We start from the raw sequence: 22,099 nt of genomic DNA on the forward strand, positions 1-22,099 counted from the left end.
TTATTTATCCTGAATTGCAGCGATTCCTGGCAATTCTTTTCCTTCCATAAATTCCAAGCTTGCACCACCACCTGTTGAGATGTGAGTAATTTGGTCTTTAAATCCTAATTGAATAGCTGCAGCAGCTGAATCACCACCACCGATAACACTTAAGACTTCTGGAAGTTCTGTAATTGCTTTACATACTTCTAATGTTCCATTTGCGAATGCTTCAAATTCGAAGACTCCCATTGGTCCATTCCATACTACTGTTTTAGCGCCTTGTAATTCATTTTTGAATAGTTCGATTGATTTCGGTCCGATATCGAGCCCCATCATATCTGCTGGAATAGCATCTGCTGATACAACAACTGGTGTTGCATCGGGTGCAAATTCAGCGGCAACCACTGTGTCAACTGGGAGAATTAATTTATCTCCAGCTTTTTCCATAACAGCTTTCGCAATGTCGATACGATCCATTTCAACAAGTGATGTTCCGATTTCACGTCCCATTGCTTTGTAGAATGTATAAGCCATTCCACCACCAACGATAACTTTATCTGCAACATCAAGCAAGTTTTCAATAACATTGATCTTATCGCTAACTTTTGCTCCACCTAAAATCGCTACAAATGGGCGTTTTGGTGAGTAGATTGCTTCTGTTAAGAATTTGACTTCTTTTTCCACAAGGAATCCAAGTGCTGAAGGTAAGTGATTTGCAATACCTACAGTTGATGCGTGAGCACGGTGTACAGATCCAAATGCATCTGTTACAAAGAGATCACCCAATCCTGCCCAATACGTTGCAAGATTATCATCATTTTTGCTTTCACCTGCTTCATAGCGTGTGTTTTGCATTAATACAATGTCACCATCGTTCATTGCTGCAACAGCGTCTTCTAATTCGATTCCACGTGTTACAGGAACAAAAGTAACGTTTGTTTCAGGCATTAACTCTTGTAAGCGTGTCGCTACTGGAGCCATGTTGTTTTTAGCTTTGTCAGCTTCTGTTTTTTCAGCGTCCTTATGGTTTACTTTCCCCAAGTGTGACATAAGAATAACTTTTGCGTTATTTTCTACCAAGTATTTGATTGTTGGTAATGCACCATTGATACGGTTGTCGTCTGTAATGACGCCATCTTTTAACGGAACGTTAAAGTCTACACGTACAATGACACGTTTGCCAGCAACATCCAAATCTGTGACAGTTCTTTTTGTCATAATTGCCTCCTTATATACGTTGACTATTATAGCAAATAAACACTGGATAAACAATGATATCAACATCTCTTGTTCTCGTTTTCACAATAGTCTTATAATTTGTCACCTATATTTTGACTGATTGCGAAAAGTTTCAATTCCATCACAAAAAATACCGCTAAGCGGTATGGTTGACGACAATATCTTGTTCAATCATTGTCAAGATGCGATAGAGACGGGCAAACACAGCTTCAATCCCATAAACTGCTTTATAAATTTGCCGCTTAGTATGATTGATCGTTGTTGCATCAAAACGTTGAAGAATGCGATAACTTGCATCGTATTGGTAGGTCAACGCATTCGCATAATGACACCGTTCAAATTCATTCTCGACGGCTTCCAACAGTGGCATTAATGTTTCTACTTCTACTTTTAGAATCTTAATAATATTTTTGGCTTTCACATGCTGTGACGAAACCGTATAGGTAATTGCATTTAAGCGGTATGCCGGTTTTTGAAGTAATGTCTCGATTTCAAAGAGACGTTCTGCAGCTTTATCAATGATAGCCAAATCAAATGGTTCCATGAAATCACCTCTTACATCTATTATATCACAGAAAAAAGCAGGCTATTGAATTACATAGCCTGCTTGAATTATTGCTTGTTTGGCACTGTGAATAACATCGTTTGAGCCACTTACCGTAACACTACTTGTTGCTGTACTAATCGTAAACTCAATACGTGTATTTTCAAGTTCGTATTGTACTTTCTCACGATCTTCTTCAGTTGTTAATCCTTTTACAAAAATTATATGTTTCATGAAAACACCTCTTAGTGCCATTGTACGTTTTTACGACACAATTTTCAATGAAAGCATTTTGAAATGTGCTTAATGCTTCACTTTAAATTTACGAAGACGCAATGCGTTTGTAACAACGGACACTGATGAGAATGCCATTGCTGCCCCCGCAATCATTGGATCTAATAATGGTCCGTTGAAGAGGAGTTTGAAGAGTCCCATCGCAAATGGAATTCCTACAACGTTATAAGCAAATGCCCAGAACAAGTTTTGTTTAATATTACGCATTGTCGCTTTACTTAAAGCAATCGCATTTGCAACGTCCTTGATGTTATCACGCATCAAGACAACTTTAGCAGATTCAATCGCAACATCTGTTCCCGTTCCAACAGCAATTCCTACATCACTTTGAACAAGCGCAATGGCATCATTGATTCCATCCCCAACCATCATTACTTTTTCGCCACCTTCTTGCAGGCGTTTAATATTGGATGCTTTTTCGTCGGGTAAAACTTCTGCTAAAACATGAGAAATACCAATCTGATCAGCAATTGCTTTCGCCGTATCCTTATGGTCACCTGTCATCATAACAACATCAAGCCCCATTTTTTGCAACGCTGCAACTGTTTCAATTGCTTCATCTTTAATCGTGTCCGCAACGGCAACGACACCGACAACACGATGATCTAACGAGACAATCATGGCCGTCTTTCCAGACTTCGCAAATGTATTCACATCATTTTGATATGCAGACATATCACTATCCTGCTCACGCATTAGTTTTTCATTTCCGATATAGAGTGGTTTCCCTTGATAAAATCCTTGCACACCACGTCCCACCAATGCTTCAAATCCTTCAATATCATCATAGACCACATTGAGATCTTCAGCACCTTTGACTAAGGCTTGCGCTAAAGGATGTTCTGACATGCGTTCAATTGATCCTATAATCGTCATCAAGGTTACATCATCAAGGTCATGAGACACGATATCTGTTACGACGGGTTCACCGTATGTTAATGTTCCTGTCTTATCAAAGACAACTGTATGAATATGAGACGCTTCTTCTAATGATTCAGCAGATTTGATGAAGATTCCATTTTGTGCACCGACACCCGTTCCAACCATAATTGCAGTTGGTGTTGCTAATCCTAAGGCACATGGACAAGCAATGACAAGTACTGTAACAAACACGGTCATACTTAATTCAACGTCACCGGAATAGAAGTACCAGAACACTCCCGAAATGATCGCAATTGCAATAACGATTGGTACAAAAATACCCGATACCTTATCGACCATTTTCGATATTGGTGCTTTTTCGTTTTGAGCATTCTCAACAAGTTGGACAATTTTTGCAAGTGCAGTATCTTCATTACTTACAGTTGCCTCAACGATCATTCGTCCATTTATATTCATTGTACCCATTACAACGTTGTCACCAACGGTTTTATCAACTGGCATACTTTCACCAGTTAGCATCGCTTCATCGACACTACTGTGTCCTTCAATAACAATTCCATCCATTGGAATCGATGATCCTGGTTTCACGACTAAGTGATCACCAATACTAATTTCGTCACTGTCAATCTCAACCTCAACGCCATCTCGCAAGAGAATCGCTGTTGCAGGTTTCAAATTTAGAAGCGCTTTGATTGCTGATGATGTTTTTGCTTTACTCATTGATTCGAAGTATTTACCAAGACTAATGAGCGCTAAAATAACAACAGCTGTTTCTAGGTATAGATGATGAGCGTAACTTGCATCACCCATGAAGATACGTGCGGTTCCATAGAAACTATAGACAATGGCTGCCCCTGTTCCTATAGCTACCAAGGTATCCATATTTGGAGAACGTTTCATTAATGTTTTGAATCCACGAATAAAGTAACCTCGGTTAACCCATACCACAGGAATTGTGATTGCCCATTGGAATAAGGTATAACTTAATGGATTTTCCATCATATCTACGAATGCAGGTTGTGGTAATTTTATTGAGAACATTTGCCCCATTGTTATGTAGAGCATAATCGCACCTAAAATTAATCCAACAATGACACCTCGGCGTTCTTTACGTTGTGCTTTAATGAGCGTATCGTCATCTTCAATTACTTCTTCCATGCGAACCGCACCATAGCCTTGGCCTTTGATTGTTTCAATAATATCGAAAAGCTTCACTTGATTGGGATCATATTCAATGTGAGCACGTTCCATAAGTAGATTCACGGTTGCTTTTTCAATTCCTGGAACCGCACTCAGCGCACCTTCCACGTTCGCAACACATGATGAACATGTCATATCCGTAATTTTTAGGTCTACACTTTTCGTTAATACTTCTTCAGCAACTCCATAGCCACTGTCTTCGACAGCTTTGATAATTGTTGCTTCTAAAACATCATCATTCATGGTCACTGATGCTTTATTGGTTACAAGGTTTACATCGACCGCCTCAACACCCGCAACCTTCGAAATTGCTTTCTCAACGTGTAGCTGGCATGAAGAACAAGTCATCCCTGTTATTTCATATGTTTTAGTACTCATAGTCTTTCCTCCAAGATGGTGGATTATTGTGCTGAATAACCACTTTCATTTATAGCTGCAATGATTTGTGCATCGGTAACAGACGCATCGGCTTTAACTTTCGCAATTCCTGATGTAAGATCAACATCGACTGTTTCAACACCCACAATATCTTGTACAGCATGTGTTACGTGTCGGACACATCCTCCGCATGTCATTCCTGTTACTTTAAATTCTTTTTCCATGGTAAATCCTCCTTGGTTTTATATCGTTTACATTTGTAGTCTATCATTGTTTTTCGGGAATTGCAAGAGTTTGACTTCAAATAGTTTACATTTGTAATCAAAATCAAAATGCGCACACAAAAACGCGAACACGGGGGGGTTGTGTTCGCGTCTCGTACCCTACTTAAGGATACTCTAATTATAATCTATCTTCGCTATAATGCAAAAGAAGTTTGCACAATTCACAAAATTTTAATATTTTTTACGTATACATCTGTTTTATGAAGATGGCAATAACGCCACTTAAGTGGATTTCTAACGCATTATCTAGTAATAAAAAAAAACTCTTTGCTTTAACGTATTAAATCCAAAGAGCTCTTTTATCATGCATAAATTTACATTTCATCCTGTTTGCTGCGACTAATCTCTTCTTCACTTCGATCGATTTCATCATTTCGACGCGCTGATCGATCAAGTAAATACATGAGGAGGCCAAAACCAATGACCACTAAAAGTATTGACGTAAATTGACCAGAAGACATTCCAAAGATACTATTTTCTTTCTTTGTTGTTTCCGCAAAGACTACACTATAGGGTGAAGTGTAAAGCCCCACACTGATAACACTAACAATCGCTAATCCCTTCATGAGAAGCGATTTCAAAACAAATTTCCCATTTTTTGTCATGTTTCCCTCCTATGACAAGTGGTGCATTCATTTTAAAGATATGATGCACGCACCATCTCTGTATTGATATATTCATTATAATGTATTATGTGTTTTTTGTCACTTTTGATGAATTGTTTTGGATGGATGTGCATTATTTTTCCTTTAAAATCAATTGGGTTAATTTTAACTGCGATGTTACTTTTTAAACGTTTTCATCAGACTTCTGACATTGTAGCCTACCACAAACATTCCAACCATCATAAACATGATATCAGCAAGTTTTAAGCGGTTCGATACATCCCAAAAAAGGATCGTCAATCCAAGATTTGTAAGTAGTAATCCAGCTACAATATAAACTCCATATTGTATTTTGCGGAATCTACTATGTTCAGGTGCAGTAAAGGTACTCACGATGAGTGCGAGAAAAATACCTGTGATCATTAAAATTATGCTTGCGATTATTGCAGGTGATAGGTCCATCGGGTGTACCTCCTTGTATTTCTATAATATAGGAGGCACACACAATACTCAACACCGAAACAAAAAAAGAGTAGCTTATGCTACTCTTAGAATGTAATGGTTGATGCTGTATCTAACGCAATTTCCATCATTTTAGTAAATGACAATTGTCGTTCTTCAGCTGAAGTAACTTCGGAAGTTACAAATGAATCTGAAATTGTTAGGATACATGCTGCATGTTTTCCTAATTTTTGTGCATTTGCAAATAATGCGAATGATTCCATTTCAACACATGATACGCCGTGGTTATCACGAAGTTCTTGCCATGTTTCACCAGAATCACGGTAGAATACATCACTTGAGTGAACTCGATCTTCTTGCATTGGAATTCCAAGTTTAACGGCACTTGCGCGCAATGATTCGTTAACTTTTGCACTTGGTTTCAACGTATCTTCTTCGTAACCGAAAGCGACCTTCGCAAAACTAGATTCACTATATGCACTGTCTGCCATGATTACATCATAAACATTAAGTCCTTCTTTATATGAACCTGCTGAACCAATACGAATGATTGCTTCAACGCCAAATTGTGTATAAAGTTCATATGAATAGATACCAATACTTGGTTGTCCCATTCCTGAACCCATCACGGATACTTCTACCCCATTGTAAGTTCCTGTATATCCAAACATATTACGAACTTCGTTAAATTGCTTTACATCTTTTAAGAATGTTTCTGCAATAAACTTGGCACGTAATGGATCTCCTGGCATAAGTACAACTTTTGCGATTTGTCCTTGTTCTGCATTAATATGTGGTGTTGCCATCTATTGTCCTCCTGACATCATCTATTTTTATTATACATGAAAGTGGCAATAGATATAAGACTAACGTTTCACATCGTTCATATAATACCGTGTTAAAGGTGCATATCCCATTTTTTCATAAATTCTTGCCGCGTTGGGATTATCATAAAAGAGCACACCTTGTTTCCCTTTTGCGTACAGATCATCACTTAGTTTTTTGACAACTTGTGTTGCATAGCCTTTATTACGTGCACTATCTAGAGTTGCGACGCCTACAATCATCGCACTGAATTCTGTTTGGGCAACGTAGCTTGCCACAGTAACAACATTGCCATCTTCAATGAAACCGTAGACAACGCGCTCCCCTGATTCAATGCCTGTGCGAATACGATCAACATCGCGACTTTCTTCACTCGCAAATGCAAGTGTTTCGATATGCGCAATTTGTGCTGCATAGGTCGAATCTAACTTTTGAACTAAATGTGTGTCTACATCAAGGTCATTCGGTGTATAGACTGACATGGTTGTTGGACGTGGTTCTTGGATATAGGGCAAAATATGATTTCCGAGTAAGTCCATGGTTGGCTGCGTGACCATAATGCGTTTAAAAGGCAAGCCTTTGTATAATGTGTCAATCTTCGCAATCAGTGAGTCTTGAACTTCTGTAGCATAGATATGAATTGAATCATCTCGAAAACGAAATATTACTCCTACAAGCTCCCCATCTTTATAATCACCATAATATGTTTGAATCGCATCATCAAATCCAAAAGCATCTAAGTCACCGATGAGGAAGAGATTATAGTGAGGTTCAACGGCTAAGAAAGCTCGCAATTCTGCTTCATTATCTTGGTTTAGTTTCTTCATAATATCCTCCTTTTTGATATTTATTACAGTGATTATAGCACGTTAAAAGATTGTTGCAACAGTTTTCAGAAAACGAATGAAAATTAATTCAAACAAACTAAAAACACGATGATAGAATCATCGTGTTTTATGTTTGATTAACTATTCGCCATAGTATGCTTGTTTTAAGATTGTACGCATATCTTCAACCATTGGAAGACGTGGGTTACATGGTGAACATTGATCTTCATAAGCAAGGTAAGCAATTTCTTTTTCGTATTTGAGGAATTCTTTCTCATCAACACCTTGTGCTTTAAGATTCATTGTGACACCACAACGAACTGCGAGGTCGTGGCATGCTTGAGCATAACTTTCGACACCTTCTTCAACAGTATCTGCTTTTAATCCTAAGATTCGTGCAAGTTCTGCATAGCGTTCGTGTGCACGGTAAACATTATATTTTGGCCATAATGATGGTTTTTCTGGATGTGTTCCATTATATCGAATTACATGTGGCATCAAGATTGCGTTGATACGTCCATGAGGTACGTGGAAACGTCCACCAATTTTGTGAGCCAATGAGTGGTTCATTCCTAAGAATGCGTTAGCAAACGCCATACCAGCCATTGTTGATGCATTATGCATTTTTTCACGTGCAATTAAGTCATTTTTACCATCATGAACACAGCGTTCGAGGTATTCAAAGACCATCTTAACCGCTTGAATGCAGAGGCCATCTGTATAGTCGTTAGCAAAGTTTGATACAAATGCTTCTGTAGCATGAGTCAAGACATCAAGTCCTGTATCTGCAGTAACAGATGCTGGTAGGTTTGTCGTAAAGATTGGGTCAACGATTGCAACGTTTGGAACCATTGAGTAGTCTGCAAGTGGGTATTTTTTGTTTGCCACTTTATCAGTGATAACAGCGAATGGTGTTACTTCACTACCTGTTCCTGATGTTGTTGGAATACATACCATTTGTGCTTTTTGTCCTAAGTCTGGATATTTAAAGGCACGTTTACGGATATCGATGAATTTTTGTTTAAGATCATTGAAGTCTGTATCTGGGTGTTCGTAGAAGATCCACATACCTTTCGCAGCATCCATTGGTGATCCACCACCTAAAGCAATGATTGTATCAGGTTGGAATGCTTGCATCATCTCAACACCCTTACGGACTGTTTCGATTGATGGATCTGGTTCAACATCGGCAAAGAGTTGAATATCAACACGGTTTGCACGGAGGTTTAATTGTTCTGTAATTAGGTTAGCAAATCCAAGATCGACCATGGATTTGTCTGTTACGATGAAGACACGTTGTACATCACGCATTTCTTGAAGGTAACGAATTGAGTTACGTTCGAAATAGATTTTTTGAGGAACTTTGAACCATTGCATATTATTATTTCGTCTCCCTACTTTTTTGATGTTTAAGAGGTGTACGGCACCCACGTTATCACCAACAGAGTTATGACCATATGATCCACATCCAAGTGTTAATGAAGGGATAAAGTCGTTGTAAACATTTCCGATACCACCAAATGTTGATGGTGCATTCCAGATAATACGAATTGCTGGAATCGCTTCTCCAAATTGTTCTGAGATTTCTTTTGATTTCGTATGAATCGCTGCGGAGTGACCCATTCCATTAAATTCAACCATTTGACGTGCTAATGCGATTCCTTCTTCTGTACTCTTTGATTTTAGAACTGCAAGAACTGGTGATAATTTTTCACGTGTCAAGACTTCTTTAGGTCCAACTTGAGCACATTCAGCAGCAATAATAACTGTATTTGAAGGGACTTTAATACCTGCTTGTTCTGCAATCCATGTTGCATCTTTACCAACAACGGTTGGATTTAAGACTGCATCAGCATAGTTCTTATCAGTTGATGCGACGCCAAACATGAATTTTTCAACTTTTTTCTTTTCTTCTTTGTTAATGAAGTAGACACCGTATTTTTTGAATCGTTCTACGGCTTCATCATAAACTTCCGTATCAATGATAACAGCTTGTTCTGAAGCACAGATCATACCATTATCGAATGCTTTTGAAAGTGCAATATCGTTAACAGCTTGTGGAATATCCGCTGTTTTTTCAATATATGCTGGAACGTTACCGGCTCCAACACCTAACGCTGGCTTACCACATGAGTATGCTGCACGAACCATTGCGTTACCACCAGTTGCTAAGATTGTTGCGACACCTTCGTGGTTCATAAGTTCGTCTGTTTTTTCTTTTGATCCACGTTCAATCCATTGGATGCAATCTTTAGGAGCACCAGCAGCTACAGCTGCATCACGAATAACTTTCGCTGCTTCAACACTACATCTTTGTGCAGATGGGTGGAATGAAAAGATAATTGGATTACGGGTTTTTAATGAAATTAATGATTTAAACATTGCAGTTGAAGTAGGGTTTGTTACTGGTGTAATACCACAAATAACACCGACTGGATCGGCAATTTCAGTAATACCTGTAACATCATCATCGCTGATGATACCTACGGTTTTAAGATGACGCATATGGTTAATAACGTGTTCACATGCAAACATATTTTTAGTTGCTTTATCTTCAAATACACCACGGCCTGTTTCCTCAATAGCCACTTGTGCAAGGTAACCGTGTTGGTCAACACCTGCAACACTTGCTTTCGCAACGATGTAGTCGATTTGTTCTTGATCGAGCTTTAAGAATTCTTCTAATGCTTTTTGTCCTTTTGCAACGAGTTCGTTTACCTCATTGTCAATGACTGTCTTTTTGTCTGTCATAAAGTCCTCCTTGTTATTTCTTTCACATTGTTAGTATATCGTTGTTTCCGGTTCCTGGCGAATGTTTGCAAGCTTATTTGATTAATAATTTGATATAAAAAAATAAACGCTTTGTGTAAAGCGTTTACATTGTGAAATAATTAACTAACTTTGGTAAGTTTAGGATTTTGCATCGAATTTCGTTGCACATTTCGGGCATTTTACTTCGATTTTTCCACGACCTCGTGGCACGCGCATTTCGGTTTTACATTCAGGACACTTTAAATATTTGTATTTCGGAAAGTCTTTGATACGTTGTGTTACTTTACGAACCTTTGCACGCCACTTATGCCATATATAGAGATACGCCTGATTCTCTTGGAATCGTTTGGTCGTTTGCTTCGAAAACATTCGATAGTAAACAAAAGCCATAATCCCTACCCATATAAAGATAAGCCAATTAATGTTGAAAATCATACTTATGAGCGCAAGTACCAACGAAAAGTACAATAAGTGTGTATTTAACTTATCCGTTCCATATCGACCGCGCATGAACTGCATAAATTTTTGTCTCATATAAATCTTAACGAATAGCTATACGATTTATCCGTATTTGCCTCCAATTCTTCGATTGCGTATTTTTCCTCAAGTTTGCCACTTGCATCAATTCTATCGGTAATACCGATCCATGGCTCGATGCAGATAAATGGTGAGAGTGCGTCGTCAACAACGGAAGTCCAAAGTCCCACAAAATTGAAGCCTGGGAAATCGGCACGAACTGTATCACCATTGCGTTTATTAACAAGCTCAACCGCATCAACATTCGTATAGATGATTGCATCATTTTTAAATGTATCAAATGTGACTGCGACTGGATTCAGTGTTTCCATCGGAATTGCTTGATCAACATGTCCTTTGGTTAAGGTTAGTTCGCTCACATCTTTTTGAGCATCAAATCGGAACTCATAATCGCCATCAGCATCTAATGCAAATGCAGGATGTCCACCAATACCATAATACATTGTTTTAGTGTCTTTATTAAACACTTGCCACGTAATACATACCACGTCCGCAATTAAACTATACGTAATCACAACAGCGTGTTCAAACGGATAAACCTCTAACTTCGAACCCTTGCTTTCATATTGGAATCTTACTGAGGATGCGTCATTGCTAATAACCTCAAACTGTTGGTCACGTAAGAATCCATGCTGTGAAAGCTCGTACTTTTGACCATCATAAACATAAAAGCCATCTTTTACGCGTCCAACGATAGGAAACAAAACCGGAGAAACACGTCCCCAGTACTTGGCATCACCACGCCACATATATTCGCGTTCTTTAATTTTGTGGTAGACGGATCGTAACTCTGCTCCCATTGGGTTAATCGTTACTTTTAAAATATCATTTTCTAATAGTATCATCATTCACCTCTGTCATAGGAGCATTATAGCATAATTCATACCCATTTCTTTGAATTCTGTATGAACAAATACCTTTACCTATCACATCTTAAGGACTATGATTATTTACATGGAGGTATACGATGAAAGGCTTAATCATTAATGAATTGGGGAAACCCGAAAATGCAATGCATTCAACAGCAATGGACGATTATTCAGTTCGAACAGTAGATCAAGAGACACTTATTTTACACCTCTTTCAGCATGAAGGTGTCAATATGGGCTTAGATGATACTAAGATACCAGCATTTGAAAAAGGACTTGCTTACTATCATGATCATGATGCATCTGTAATTGTCCGTAATTCTGGAGGTCGTTCAATTGTCTCAGACTCAGGCGTTCTCAATATGTCCCTTGTTTTGAAGTCAAATGCAAATATGTATGATAATTACCGCTATTTGGATCAGTTTATCCGCGATGCTTTATCCCCTATTACCCATGCAATTGATACTGGAGAAATAATTGGCGCATATTGCCCCGGAAATTCTGATATGAGTATCAACGGGCGCAAGTTCTGCGGAACTGCTCAGCGCAAACGTTTGGATAGTGTGGCATTGGTATGTTACATCGGTGTTAATGGAAATCAAGATCAGCGTAGTTCTTTAGTACAAGGCTTTTATGAAGCCATGGATTATGATGATGTAGTGGTGCATAAAGACTTCATGGGTACACTGTCGTCACTCACAGGGCTTACACTTACGGTTCCTCAAGTCGCGCAGCTAATGATTGATGAACTGAAACGCCGGACCGATTCAACTTACGAAATCACAGGATATGACACAACCCACGACGCATTTCAAACCTCAATGGACATGACACATCGACAAAATCGTGTATTAACCAAATAACACCAAACAAAAAGCGTACCGAGGTACGCTTTTCTTAGTTTATTATGAATTAGTATGTTTCAACTTCGACAAAGACATGTTCATTTGCTTGGATTAATTTTGAAACAGGGCAACGGCGGTGTGCTTGCTCTGCAAGTTGTTCAACTTTATCCATTTCTAATCCTTCAACTGCCACAAATGCACGCATTGCAAAGTAAAGGCCTTTGGTTTCTGGTTGTGGATGGAGTGTTACTTCAACACGGACGCGACTCTCATTATCCCAGCTTCGCGCTTTCATCAGCGCTTGCACGGTTTTATTTAAACAAGTCGCCCATGCCATACCCATAAATTGTTCAGGGTTTGCACCTTCTTGATTTGAAGTGGGAGACGCAACCTTAATCTTCCATTCTCCTTCAATACGTGTTTCGTCTTCCATTTTGGAATCGTTGACTGCTAATGTTTTATACAATTCGCTCATTTAAAGCACCTCTTTCTTTACCCTATTCTAGCACACATATAAGAAATATTTATCTTGTTTGCTTTAAAACAGTGGCTTTTGATAGGTTTTTATTGCATGCGAACCGCATCACAAATTAAATCTAAAAACTTGAACCAGATGCCCGCACAATACGTGCAATCGCTCTCATTAAGGCTTATAATGAACGCGGGTCAAAGGTTGGTGAAGAAATGATACGATTTGAAAATGTCTCCAAAGCCTATGATGCATTCACAGTTCTCGATTCCGTGAGCTTTGAAGTGCACCGTGGAGAAATCTTTGGAATAATTGGCGAAAGCGGCGCTGGCAAGTCGACGTTGTTACGGTTGGTGAATCAACTCGAAACACACGATGCTGGCACGGTGTTTGTGAATGGTACCGATATGAGTACCCTCACTGCAAAAGCCCTTCGTACCATACGGAAAGAAATCTCAGTTGTTTTTCAAAACTTCAACCTTCTCAAAAACCGTTCAGTCGCTGAAAATGTTGCCCTACCATTAACACTTAGCAACGTGAACGACAATGCACGGGTCGAAGAGGTTTTAACGTTTGTAAATTTGCTTGATAAAAAGGATCACTATCCCAATCAATTATCTGGAGGCGAACGACAACGCGTTGCAATTGCGCGCGCATTGGCGACAAATCCAAATATCTTGATTTGTGATGAACCCACTTCTGCACTGGATCCGAAGTCAACCGCAGACTTACTTGATGTTTTGAAATCAATTAATGAAGTTTTTGGAACGACTATAGTAGTGGTTACGCATCAGTTGGAAGTTGCAAAAGCAATCTGTAACCGAGTTGCAGTCATGGAACGTGGCGTTCTAAAAGATGTTGTCACTGTCAACAATCTACCAATGGAGACAGATACCTCGTATGTCGCACATGCTAAGGCGGTGCTTCAACGATGATGGCACATATCCTTCAATACCAAGCTGAGATTCTTAAAGCATTAGGCGAAACTGGAATTCTCATTGGAATTTCCACATGCTTCGCAATTCTCGTTGGATTACCCTTAGGAACACTTATTTATCTAACACGTAAAGATGGTGTCCTTGAGAATCGCATTGCTTACACGTTAGGAAATCTTTATGTTAACGTTGTCCGTTCCTTTCCATTTTTAATTTTCATCGTAGCAATGATTCCAGTAACACGATTTCTTTTAGGTAAATCGCTTGGAACCATTCCTGCATCCATTCCCCTTTCCTTTGTTGCCGTAGCAATTTTTGCCCGTTTCGTCGAGCAATCATTACTAGATGTCCCTCAAGAAATTGTCGATACGGCACTTTCTATGGGCGCAAGCGTTCCACAACTCATTACGAAGTTCCTTTATGTAGAAGCACGGTCCGGAATTGTTCTTGGACTCACATCTTCAATTATTAGTTTCGTTTCTTACTCTACCGTTATGGGTGCAGTAGGCGGCGGGGGTATCGGTGACTTTGCAATGCGTTATGGCTACCAACGCTTCGATTATCTTTTACTTTATTCGATAGTTGCAGTCATGATTGTGATTGTTCAAGCAATTCAGTTTGTTGGAACAACCATCGCACGAAAAATAGATAAACGATGAGGAGATTGAGAATATGTTTAAAAAATTACTAGTTTCATCACTTGCATTATTAGTTCTGACAGCATGTGGCACCACTGCTAAGGATTCTAAAGAAGACAAAGTTATCAAAGTTGCATCACACATGGAACCGATGACAACCGTCGTAACAATTGCTGGCGAAGTTCTCGCGAAAGATGGTTATACTGTTGAACTTGTTCCTGTATCAGATAATGCTGCAGCTAACATTGCACTAAACAATAAAGAGATTGACGCGAACTTCTTCCAACATGTTCCGTTCATGACAATGTTTAATACTGCTAACAATGGCACACTTGTTGGCGTTCAACCAATTTATGATGCAATCGTTGGGTTCTATTCAAAAACAGTATCTGACATCAAAGATTTACCAACAGATGCTAAAATTGCCATTCCTAATGATCAAGTTAATCAAGCACGTGCATTAATGATGCTCGAAGCTGCTGGTCTTATCAATTTGAATGGAAAAACACACGATGCAACTTTAAAAGATGTTGCAGCAACAAGTTACCAATTCATCGAAGTTGATTTGCTCACATTAACACAAGCATACGATGAAGTAGATTTAGTATACAACTACCCTACATACATCAAGGCACTTGGATTAACACCAAAACAAGATGCTTTAATTCTTGAAACATCCGGATCAACACACTATGCTATTTCACTTGTAGCACGCGAAGATAATAAAGATTCAGAAAAAATCAATAAATTAAAAGAAGCAATGACAAGTAAAGAAGTTAAAGATTTCTTAACAAACGAAGAAAACTCAAAAACACTTGCACCTGCATTCTAAAACAAATTAAAAGCTAGCATAATTGCTAGCTTTTTTTAGTTTTAATTCCAATAAATGATTTTCTTTTCAGCATACTCTGCAAGATAATATAAGATAAGTCCAAGGACAGACAGAATGACGACTGAGCTAAGAATTATTTTAATATCATACATTTCACTTCCATAGACCAACAGGTACCCAAGACCAGCTTGAGCCCCCATCATTTCACCAATGACTGCTCCTGTCATCCCTTGAGTCACAGAAACTTTGATCCCACTCAAAACTGCTGTTAATGAATACGGTAGTTCTACATGAATGAATCGTTGTAAAGCATTTCCGTTTAAGACCGTCATATAGTCGATATAATTTTTATCAATATTTTTGATAACTGTACTTTGTGCAATCATAACAGGGAAAGAAACAACTAAGATAACTAAAGCAATTTTAGACGTTGCCCCTAAGCCAAACCATAAAAGGAAGAGCGGTGCGAGTGAGATTTTTGGCGCAATTTGTAGAATCAAGATAATAGGTGTCACTAATCGGTCCACCAATTTCGACTTCGCAATTGCATATCCCAACGCAATCCCAACAAGAATTCCATAGAATGTCCCAACGATAACTTCATGCAGTGTTGTTAAAATATGTTTCGTAATTGAACCTGTTGCAAACTGATTGCCCATATACTGAACCAATTCAACTGGGCTTGGCATAATATAGTTCGGCACCTTCGTAACTTGAACTGCAATTTGCCAAATCACAAGAATGATAGCTGTGAGAATCATAGGTCTGATAATTTTTTTATTCATGGTTAGCACCTCCTTCAACGATTAATTCCGATGCATCGTATGATTTAGAGATAATACCAAATTTTACAAGATCATCGATGAACAATTGATATCGCTCACGATTATTGTAACCAAATCCATGGATTTTCGTATCCTCACTTTGCCATAATCCGTTAACATAGGCATCATCCATTATTGTCACGAATTTGTCTCGAGAGTTTTTAGCTGATTGAGCATAGTTATCAATGGATAAGTCGACGGCATCTTCAAGATTGCCATCCGTAATATATTCGAGCGATTTGTTGAGTGCTTTTGTGAAGCCCTCAACTAGCTCAGGATTTGTTTCTAAGAAAGTGTCACTTACTATAACAACATTTCCGTAGGTAGTTGTAAACTCGTTCGATCTAAATTCTGATACAGCTTCTCCATTTGCGCGGAGCTCATAAGTACGTAGCATTGAGAAACTGATAGCATCCACTTGATCTGTAATAAGTGCATTCACAATAGCACCAGTACCAATAATCTTGATTGTGACATCATCGATGGTAAGTCCTTCTGTCTCGAGTAACATTTTTAGTTGACTGTAATTAGGACTACCATAGGAGGTGATCCCGATTGTTTTCCCTTTTAGATCACTCGGTACTTTAATTCCAGATGCATCTTTAAAAATGACTGAACCCAGTCCATTTTGTAACGTTGTGTGGACTATTTTTACAGGAACGCCATTTGCGCGCCCAATGATAACTGGATCTGCATTCGGAAAACCGAATTCTATATTGTTAGATCCAACGTTTTTTACAATTTCTGCCGCTGAAGCATAATAGAATGAAACATTAAGACCTTGTTCGGCAAAAAAACCGCGTTCTTGAGCAACATACATTGGTGCATAGTACGGAACTGCCGCACCGTCAATTTGAACACTTACATCTATCAAACCATCTTGATTTGGTGTGTATGTGTGACTTTTTTGCCCACAGCCTGCGAGCATTACTGTTAGTAAGAGTATTGTAATAATTCGTTTCATAATCGACCTACTTCCAAAAGACATACTTGCGCTCAAGTATTTCGATAATCTGATAGAGAATCACACCCAGAATAATCGTCACTACAATTCCTGCGATTAACAGTGGTGTATTGAATGTGGATGATGCAAAGGATTGAATATAACCAAGACCATATTGTCCGGCCATCCATTCTGCAACTGTTGCACCGATTATTGCTTGAACAATTGCAATTTTAAGCGATGCAAACACTTCGGGTAGAATGTACGGAATTTCTAAATCAACGATTGTTTTTGACTTTGGCGACTGAACGACGTGTAACAAATCATAATAAGATGACGGAATCTGACGTAAAGCAGATTCAATCCCAATTATAATTGGGAATACGACCATCGAAAATACAACTATAATTTTAGACGTCAGGCCAAGTCCAAACCAAACAACAAAAAGCGGTACTAACGCAATTTTAGGCGCAACTTGGAGAAAAATCAAAATTGGTTTTATATAATCACTGAGCGTTTCTGATTTGTAAATTGCATAGGCAATAATCGCCCCAACAATAACGCCCAAAATAAATCCGACCAAAACCTCATACAAAGTGATGCCAATATGAAGCCAAATACTACTTCCACTAAACTGATAGACCAACTCTTTCAGCACACTTAGCGGTGCTGGAAGCATGAAGTGTGGCACTTGAACGAGTGTCACATAAAGGTGCCAGATCAGAATAAAAACCGTGATAGACGCTACGGTATTTAGTAACGGGTGCTTATCAAAAGTATTTCTAATTGTCTTCATTGAGCAGCCCTCTGAGGTGTTTCGCATAGGTAGTGAACCGTTCATCAGCACGAATGGATAAATCACGATCTGCTGGAAGATCTATATCAACAATTTCTTTAATTTCGCCTGGGCGAGCTGACATAACAATGACTTTCGATGAAAGGAATACTGCTTCATCAATGTCATGGGTTACGAATACGACAGTCATTTTTTCTTCACGAGAGATTCGTGCCAATTCTAAATTAAGCGTATCGCGAGTAATTGCATCTAGAGCTCCAAACGGCTCATCCATTAATAATAACTGAGGACTATAGGATAATGAACGCACGATTGAAACTCGCTGCTTCATTCCTCCAGATAGTTCTTTGGGTAGTGCATTTTTAAATTTTTCTAATCCTGTCGTTTTCAAAAGATGATCAACATATTTGAGGTGAGAATCTGTCATCATATTTTTTACTTTAAGTGGAAAGACTGCATTTTTATAGACGGACTTCCATGGAAATAGCACAGATTCCTGGAAAACAAATCCGATGTTATCAGCTATTGGACCATCTGTGAAATATTCAATGTTACCACTATTGTATGTTTCAAGTTGAGATACAATCCGAAGCAATGTAGATTTTCCACATCCTGATGGACCGATAATTGAAACAAACTCTTGACTATTGATTTCAAAATTTATATCTTTGAGTGCCGTGATCGTTTCATTCGCTTGGTTTACGAATGTTTTATTTAGATTTTGAACACTGACAATACGTTTACTTGACATAATCTATCTCCCTTATTGGTTGTACTCAGCAATGACCGCTAAGTATAACTTCACTTTGTTTTGTGTCACATTTAAATTTAATCCTGTCACATTTTGAACTCGCTTTAAACGATAATTCAAGGTGTTGATATGGATGTACAGTTGTTTGCTCGTCTCTTGGAGGTTTTCATTGCAACGGAAATACATCAGTAATGTGTCATAGAGAATCGAACCTTTGCGCACAGTGTGTAATGTGGACATTAGGAATGTATCCATATCCGAACCAATGCCCTTGTAAATCATGTGGTAAAACTCGACATTTTCATAGGCTTCAATATAACCACCTTCAACATCATGATTTGTAAAACTCAACGTAAATTGGGCTTGATCAAGAAGTTGCGGCATAAATTTAATATACTCGATGTTACTCAGTCCTACACTCAGCACATTTAAATTCTCTTTGTATTGATCCAATGCTTCGATTGAATAGTGCTTTAATTTCAGTTCTTGGAGTTGTTCTCGATTCCCAAGAAAAATGATAATAAAACTATTCAACTGGCGAACAAACAAATATTCTGCAATCTTCGATGTATTAATTAAATCCGAACACATAAGCTGGACTGTTTTAAAAAATGCATCAAAATGAACATTAATGCGATTGTCTTCTGAGTCTGCCTTGAAATTAAAATTAGCAACCAAGCAGTCTAAATTCGTAATATCGACATCATATGACTTAAATGAGTCAACAATTAAACTGTCTATTGTTCCGTTGTTAAAAATAATATTGTAGGCTGCACGTTCTCTAAAATCATTGTATTCTTTGATATTAAAGAGCATGGAATTGACATAATTCATAATCTCAAGGTATGTAACACTGTGGGGTATCCATAAGATTGGGAATTCTAGATTTTCGGTAAGAGCTTCGAGCTCGTCCTGAGACGGGCGATCTTCCTCAATGACTTTAATCGCAAGACATGTTGCATGCTTTTGTTTGAGTGTCTCAATTAATGATGTTAGGTCCTCGTGTGACTTTGGAAATGTTGAGCTACTTGTAAGTATGAGTTCTCCGCCTTTTACCCACTGGTCAACATTTACCGTTTCCATTACGGTTATTGAAGAAACGGATGCATGTTCCGCGTATTCTGCACGCTTATTAAGCGATATAATATCGAATCGTCGATTCAGTGCATCGTATATTTCTTTTAAACTAATCATTGCAATCTCCTGAGAGCGCTACCGTTCCGCATTCATTATATAGCGGTATCCGCTTACAAACAATTGTATTATAACACAATAATTTTCGATATTTATGTGTGATTCTACAATATTTTATTCAATGAGTGTTTGTTATAGTTAAGGCGTTCAAAGTCGAAGGGAGACAAATATGAATACAGTAACAGAAACACACGATAACAAGTCATATCGTCGTCAAGCTTTATTCAGCTCGATGGCCGGGCTCGGATTACAAAGCATGAGCACAATGATGTTATCATTCGCACTCAGTTCCATGATTATTGATTTTGGAATCAATGGTGCTGCTGGAGGATTTATTTCCACAATCACGAATATCGGGATGCTTGTAGGAGGTATCATATTCGGGACACTCGCTGATAAATACGGGCGAATCAAGATTTTTGCAATCACCGTTGCAATTTTCTCTATTGCTACAGGAATGATGGCATTCGCAACAAATATTACCATGGTTTACTTCTTACGATTCCTCGTTGGTGTCGGTGGTGGTGGTGAATATGGTGTCGTAATGTCACTAGTCGCTGACGCCTTCCCCGCAGAGAAACGCGGACGAATGAATTCTTTTGTTACCATCGCAGGTCAAGTTGGTAGTATCATTGCAGCCATCGCAGCAGCCATTATTATGCCAAGCTTCGGTTGGAAAGGTCTCTTTATTTTTGGTGCATTGCCAATCTTCTTAGCAATTTATGTTTACCTAACCATGGATGAGTCTGCATCATGGAAAGAGCAACGTCAACAATCTACTGAAAAAGCTGAAAAAATTGGTATCTCTGAATTATTCAAAGAAGGACGCGCAGCAACAACGATCAAATTAACGATTATGGCGACTGCTCAAGTTGCGGGTTACTTTGGATTAATGAACTGGTTACCATCAATTTTACAGAAAAAAGCTGGTATTAGTATTTCGGGTTCTTCAATTTGGATGATTGCAACAATTGTCGGGATGTCCTTAGGAATGCTCGTATTTGGTCAAATTATGGATAAACTTGGTGCTAAAAAAGCGTATGCTTCATTCTTAATTGCATCCGCCCTCGCCGTTTATCTCTACTCATTCGCATCCTCTAACCTTGGTATCCTAATTGGTGGTGCAGCTGTTGGATTCTTTGCAAATGGGATGAATGCAGGTTATGGAGCAATCGTTGGAAACCTTTATCCAGCACGTATTCGTGCAACTGCTAATAACATTATCTTTAACATTGGCCGTGCCGTTGGAGGATTCTCATCCGTAGCAATTGGATTCTTCCTCGATAACTACTCACTAACAATTGCAATGCTTTTCTTATCAGGACTGTATTGTGTTTCTTTAATTACTGTACTATCATTGAAAATAAATACAAAGGAGTAACATTATGAGCATACATTTAAAAGGATTAAAGCCTGGCGATTTAGGAGAAGTAACACTCATCGTTGGCGATCCAGGTCGGGTTGAGTTAATATCATCATTATTTACGAACGTGGAGTCAGTTGTTGATACCAGTCGTGAATTTGTCTTGTATGTTGGCGAATATCAAGGACGTCGCGTTTCTGTTTGTTCAACAGGTATCGGAGTTGGTTCTACAGAAATCGCTATTACAGAACTCCTTGAGAATGATGCACAAATGATAATTCGCTGTGGTGGCTGTGGTGCATGGCGAGAAGGAATCAATCCTGGTGATATTATTTTAAATAGCGGGATGGCTCGTTCTGAAGGTCTATTATCAGCCTATGTACCTGCAGTTTATCCTGCGGTTCCAAACCCATTGCTACTATCACAAATACACAATGAATTAACTTCAAATCACAAGACAGTACATGTAGGAATTGGACTTACATCGGAAACATATTATTTCGGACAAGGCCGCACACCAGCACTGAAGACACGGATTGAAACACCTAATCTTATCGAATATTGGGAGCCTCGCGGTATCATCAACTGTGAAATGGAAACTGCCGTTTTATATCTTCTCGGATCCCTTTACAACATTCCGGTAGCGAACTGCCTTGTCGTTCATGTCAGTCGCACAAATGAAAAATGGACCAACGATGAAGACTATCGCCGTCTCCACCGTGAATCAGCAGAACTTGTCTTAAATGCTGCGTTAAAATTCGTTAGCACAAACACACAATAATCCCCTTTAAAAAGCAAGCTTACGCTTG

General features: G+C 38.7%; 24 protein-coding genes. 6 read left to right on the forward strand and 18 right to left on the reverse strand.

Annotated elements, in window-relative coordinates; translation table 11 throughout:
- The 12 genes from GVV19_RS00080 to GVV19_RS00135 all read right to left on the reverse strand — a co-directional run bounded on the left by GVV19_RS00080 (position 1) and on the right by GVV19_RS00135 (position 11,676).
- Complete coding sequence (locus tag GVV19_RS00080; protein ID WP_159639178.1) at positions 1 to 1,200, reverse strand: phosphoglycerate kinase; 1,200 nt, start codon at positions 1,198 to 1,200, stop codon at positions 1 to 3.
- Between the two features lie 157 nt (positions 1,201 to 1,357).
- Positions 1,358 to 1,765: a hypothetical protein gene (locus GVV19_RS00085; protein WP_159633505.1), complete on the reverse strand. Its 408-nt coding sequence runs from the start codon at positions 1,763 to 1,765 to the stop codon at positions 1,358 to 1,360.
- A gap of 42 nt (positions 1,766 to 1,807) precedes the next feature.
- Complete coding sequence (locus tag GVV19_RS00090; protein WP_159633508.1) at positions 1,808 to 1,999, reverse strand: copper chaperone; 192 nt, start codon at positions 1,997 to 1,999, stop codon at positions 1,808 to 1,810.
- Between the two features lie 69 nt (positions 2,000 to 2,068).
- Positions 2,069 to 4,519, reverse strand: coding sequence for a heavy metal translocating P-type ATPase (locus tag GVV19_RS00095; RefSeq protein WP_159644626.1), 2,451 nt, complete (start codon positions 4,517 to 4,519; stop codon positions 2,069 to 2,071).
- Between the two features lie 23 nt (positions 4,520 to 4,542).
- The gene (locus tag GVV19_RS00100) at positions 4,543 to 4,743 is read right to left on the reverse strand and encodes a heavy-metal-associated domain-containing protein (RefSeq protein ID WP_159644629.1); all 201 of its coding nucleotides are present in this window, start codon (positions 4,741 to 4,743) and stop codon (positions 4,543 to 4,545) included.
- Between the two features lie 374 nt (positions 4,744 to 5,117).
- Positions 5,118 to 5,408 carry a hypothetical protein gene (locus GVV19_RS00105; RefSeq protein WP_159644631.1) on the reverse strand — a complete coding sequence of 97 codons (291 nt, stop codon included), beginning with the start codon at positions 5,406 to 5,408 and terminating at the stop codon, positions 5,118 to 5,120.
- Positions 5,409 to 5,585: 177 nt separating this feature from the next.
- Positions 5,586 to 5,870 (reverse strand): hypothetical protein, encoded by a 285-nt coding sequence (locus GVV19_RS00110; protein WP_159633520.1) that lies wholly within the window; start codon positions 5,868 to 5,870, stop codon positions 5,586 to 5,588.
- Between the two features lie 86 nt (positions 5,871 to 5,956).
- Entirely contained in the window at positions 5,957 to 6,676 is a 720-nt protein-coding gene (deoD, locus tag GVV19_RS00115; protein WP_159639186.1) for a purine-nucleoside phosphorylase, read from the reverse strand.
- Positions 6,677 to 6,736: 60 nt separating this feature from the next.
- Positions 6,737 to 7,522 carry a GNAT family N-acetyltransferase gene (locus GVV19_RS00120; protein ID WP_159644633.1) on the reverse strand — a complete coding sequence of 262 codons (786 nt, stop codon included), beginning with the start codon at positions 7,520 to 7,522 and terminating at the stop codon, positions 6,737 to 6,739.
- A 141-nt stretch (positions 7,523 to 7,663) separates the two neighbouring features.
- The gene (gene adhE / locus GVV19_RS00125; protein WP_159633529.1) at positions 7,664 to 10,273 is read right to left on the reverse strand and encodes a bifunctional acetaldehyde-CoA/alcohol dehydrogenase; all 2,610 of its coding nucleotides are present in this window, start codon (positions 10,271 to 10,273) and stop codon (positions 7,664 to 7,666) included.
- A gap of 159 nt (positions 10,274 to 10,432) precedes the next feature.
- Complete coding sequence (locus GVV19_RS00130) at positions 10,433 to 10,828, reverse strand: MJ0042-type zinc finger domain-containing protein (RefSeq protein ID WP_159644635.1); 396 nt, start codon at positions 10,826 to 10,828, stop codon at positions 10,433 to 10,435.
- Complete coding sequence (locus tag GVV19_RS00135) at positions 10,825 to 11,676, reverse strand: aldose 1-epimerase family protein (protein ID WP_159644637.1); 852 nt, start codon at positions 11,674 to 11,676, stop codon at positions 10,825 to 10,827. Before GVV19_RS00135 ends, GVV19_RS00130 begins: the two co-directional genes overlap by 4 nt.
- A 122-nt stretch (positions 11,677 to 11,798) precedes the next feature.
- On the opposite strand from GVV19_RS00135, the gene GVV19_RS00140 reads away from it, so the two are divergent.
- Positions 11,799 to 12,563: a lipoyl protein ligase domain-containing protein gene (locus tag GVV19_RS00140; protein ID WP_159639190.1), complete on the forward strand. Its 765-nt coding sequence runs from the start codon at positions 11,799 to 11,801 to the stop codon at positions 12,561 to 12,563.
- Positions 12,564 to 12,612: 49 nt separating this feature from the next.
- Here the strand turns inward: GVV19_RS00140 and GVV19_RS00145 are convergent, their stop codons facing one another.
- Entirely contained in the window at positions 12,613 to 13,020 is a 408-nt protein-coding gene (locus GVV19_RS00145) for an OsmC family protein (protein WP_159633541.1), read from the reverse strand.
- 209 nt (positions 13,021 to 13,229) lie between these two features.
- On the opposite strand from GVV19_RS00145, the gene GVV19_RS00150 reads away from it, so the two are divergent.
- From GVV19_RS00150 to GVV19_RS00160, 3 genes are read left to right on the forward strand one after another with little or no spacing between them, the layout of a single operon-like run.
- Complete coding sequence (locus tag GVV19_RS00150; RefSeq protein WP_159644640.1) at positions 13,230 to 13,949, forward strand: methionine ABC transporter ATP-binding protein; 720 nt, start codon at positions 13,230 to 13,232, stop codon at positions 13,947 to 13,949.
- Positions 13,946 to 14,608 carry a methionine ABC transporter permease gene (locus GVV19_RS00155; protein WP_159633547.1) on the forward strand — a complete coding sequence of 221 codons (663 nt, stop codon included), beginning with the start codon at positions 13,946 to 13,948 and terminating at the stop codon, positions 14,606 to 14,608. The genes GVV19_RS00150 and GVV19_RS00155 overlap by 4 nt, the downstream gene beginning before the upstream one ends.
- 13 nt (positions 14,609 to 14,621) lie before the next feature.
- Positions 14,622 to 15,419, forward strand: a complete 798-nt coding sequence (locus tag GVV19_RS00160) for a MetQ/NlpA family ABC transporter substrate-binding protein (RefSeq protein WP_159644642.1) — start codon at positions 14,622 to 14,624, stop codon at positions 15,417 to 15,419.
- Positions 15,420 to 15,460: 41 nt separating this feature from the next.
- Here the strand turns inward: GVV19_RS00160 and GVV19_RS00165 are convergent, their stop codons facing one another.
- From GVV19_RS00165 to GVV19_RS00185, 5 genes are read right to left on the reverse strand one after another with little or no spacing between them, the layout of a single operon-like run.
- Positions 15,461 to 16,204 (reverse strand): ABC transporter permease, encoded by a 744-nt coding sequence (locus GVV19_RS00165; protein WP_159644645.1) that lies wholly within the window; start codon positions 16,202 to 16,204, stop codon positions 15,461 to 15,463.
- The gene (locus GVV19_RS00170) at positions 16,197 to 17,207 is read right to left on the reverse strand and encodes an ABC transporter substrate-binding protein (protein ID WP_159644648.1); all 1,011 of its coding nucleotides are present in this window, start codon (positions 17,205 to 17,207) and stop codon (positions 16,197 to 16,199) included. Before GVV19_RS00170 ends, GVV19_RS00165 begins: the two co-directional genes overlap by 8 nt.
- A gap of 7 nt (positions 17,208 to 17,214) precedes the next feature.
- A complete protein-coding gene (locus GVV19_RS00175; RefSeq protein ID WP_159644650.1) occupies positions 17,215 to 17,982 on the reverse strand; it encodes an ABC transporter permease in 768 nt (255 codons plus the stop codon).
- Positions 17,969 to 18,733: an ABC transporter ATP-binding protein gene (locus GVV19_RS00180; protein ID WP_159644652.1), complete on the reverse strand. Its 765-nt coding sequence runs from the start codon at positions 18,731 to 18,733 to the stop codon at positions 17,969 to 17,971. The genes GVV19_RS00175 and GVV19_RS00180 overlap by 14 nt, the downstream gene beginning before the upstream one ends.
- Before the next feature lie 12 nt (positions 18,734 to 18,745).
- Positions 18,746 to 19,927: a PucR family transcriptional regulator gene (locus GVV19_RS00185; protein WP_159644655.1), complete on the reverse strand. Its 1,182-nt coding sequence runs from the start codon at positions 19,925 to 19,927 to the stop codon at positions 18,746 to 18,748.
- Positions 19,928 to 20,096: 169 nt separating this feature from the next.
- Here GVV19_RS00185 and GVV19_RS00190 point away from each other — a divergent pair, with 169 nt between their 5' ends.
- Positions 20,097 to 21,308, forward strand: a complete 1,212-nt coding sequence (locus GVV19_RS00190; RefSeq protein WP_159639198.1) for an MFS transporter — start codon at positions 20,097 to 20,099, stop codon at positions 21,306 to 21,308.
- A 4-nt stretch (positions 21,309 to 21,312) separates the two neighbouring features.
- Positions 21,313 to 22,071 (forward strand): nucleoside phosphorylase, encoded by a 759-nt coding sequence (locus GVV19_RS00195; protein ID WP_159639199.1) that lies wholly within the window; start codon positions 21,313 to 21,315, stop codon positions 22,069 to 22,071.
- Positions 22,072 to 22,099: the final 28 nt, after the last annotated feature.

Origin of the sequence: Erysipelothrix anatis (assembly GCF_009828745.1) — a bacterium.
GTDB lineage: Bacteria > Bacillota_I > Bacilli_A > Erysipelotrichales > Erysipelotrichaceae > Erysipelothrix > Erysipelothrix anatis.

Excerpts from the sequence above, each read along its gene's own strand:
- GVV19_RS00090 (WP_159633508.1), bottom strand. The coding sequence starts at position 1,999 with ATGAAACATATAATTTTTGTAAAAGGATTAACAACTGAAGAAGATCGT.
- GVV19_RS00190 (WP_159639198.1), top strand. The coding sequence starts at position 20,097 with ATGAATACAGTAACAGAAACACACGATAACAAGTCATATCGTCGTCAA.
- GVV19_RS00135 (WP_159644637.1), bottom strand. The coding sequence starts at position 11,676 with ATGATACTATTAGAAAATGATATTTTAAAAGTAACGATTAACCCAATG.
- GVV19_RS00100 (WP_159644629.1), bottom strand. The coding sequence starts at position 4,743 with ATGGAAAAAGAATTTAAAGTAACAGGAATGACATGCGGAGGATGTGTC.
- GVV19_RS00095 (WP_159644626.1), bottom strand. The coding sequence starts at position 4,519 with ATGAGTACTAAAACATATGAAATAACAGGGATGACTTGTTCTTCATGC.
- GVV19_RS00165 (WP_159644645.1), bottom strand. The coding sequence starts at position 16,204 with ATGAATAAAAAAATTATCAGACCTATGATTCTCACAGCTATCATTCTT.
- GVV19_RS00150 (WP_159644640.1), top strand. The coding sequence starts at position 13,230 with ATGATACGATTTGAAAATGTCTCCAAAGCCTATGATGCATTCACAGTT.
- GVV19_RS00140 (WP_159639190.1), top strand. The coding sequence starts at position 11,799 with ATGAAAGGCTTAATCATTAATGAATTGGGGAAACCCGAAAATGCAATG.
- GVV19_RS00185 (WP_159644655.1), bottom strand. The coding sequence starts at position 19,927 with ATGATTAGTTTAAAAGAAATATACGATGCACTGAATCGACGATTCGAT.
- GVV19_RS00170 (WP_159644648.1), bottom strand. The coding sequence starts at position 17,207 with ATGAAACGAATTATTACAATACTCTTACTAACAGTAATGCTCGCAGGC.
- GVV19_RS00160 (WP_159644642.1), top strand. The coding sequence starts at position 14,622 with ATGTTTAAAAAATTACTAGTTTCATCACTTGCATTATTAGTTCTGACA.
- adhE (WP_159633529.1), bottom strand. The coding sequence starts at position 10,273 with ATGACAGACAAAAAGACAGTCATTGACAATGAGGTAAACGAACTCGTT.
- GVV19_RS00180 (WP_159644652.1), bottom strand. The coding sequence starts at position 18,733 with ATGTCAAGTAAACGTATTGTCAGTGTTCAAAATCTAAATAAAACATTC.
- GVV19_RS00085 (WP_159633505.1), bottom strand. The coding sequence starts at position 1,765 with ATGGAACCATTTGATTTGGCTATCATTGATAAAGCTGCAGAACGTCTC.
- deoD (WP_159639186.1), bottom strand. The coding sequence starts at position 6,676 with ATGGCAACACCACATATTAATGCAGAACAAGGACAAATCGCAAAAGTT.
- GVV19_RS00155 (WP_159633547.1), top strand. The coding sequence starts at position 13,946 with ATGATGGCACATATCCTTCAATACCAAGCTGAGATTCTTAAAGCATTA.
- GVV19_RS00175 (WP_159644650.1), bottom strand. The coding sequence starts at position 17,982 with ATGAAGACAATTAGAAATACTTTTGATAAGCACCCGTTACTAAATACC.
- GVV19_RS00130 (WP_159644635.1), bottom strand. The coding sequence starts at position 10,828 with ATGAGACAAAAATTTATGCAGTTCATGCGCGGTCGATATGGAACGGAT.
- GVV19_RS00110 (WP_159633520.1), bottom strand. The coding sequence starts at position 5,870 with ATGGACCTATCACCTGCAATAATCGCAAGCATAATTTTAATGATCACA.
- GVV19_RS00105 (WP_159644631.1), bottom strand. The coding sequence starts at position 5,408 with ATGACAAAAAATGGGAAATTTGTTTTGAAATCGCTTCTCATGAAGGGA.
- GVV19_RS00120 (WP_159644633.1), bottom strand. The coding sequence starts at position 7,522 with ATGAAGAAACTAAACCAAGATAATGAAGCAGAATTGCGAGCTTTCTTA.
- GVV19_RS00080 (WP_159639178.1), bottom strand. The coding sequence starts at position 1,200 with ATGACAAAAAGAACTGTCACAGATTTGGATGTTGCTGGCAAACGTGTC.
- GVV19_RS00195 (WP_159639199.1), top strand. The coding sequence starts at position 21,313 with ATGAGCATACATTTAAAAGGATTAAAGCCTGGCGATTTAGGAGAAGTA.
- GVV19_RS00145 (WP_159633541.1), bottom strand. The coding sequence starts at position 13,020 with ATGAGCGAATTGTATAAAACATTAGCAGTCAACGATTCCAAAATGGAA.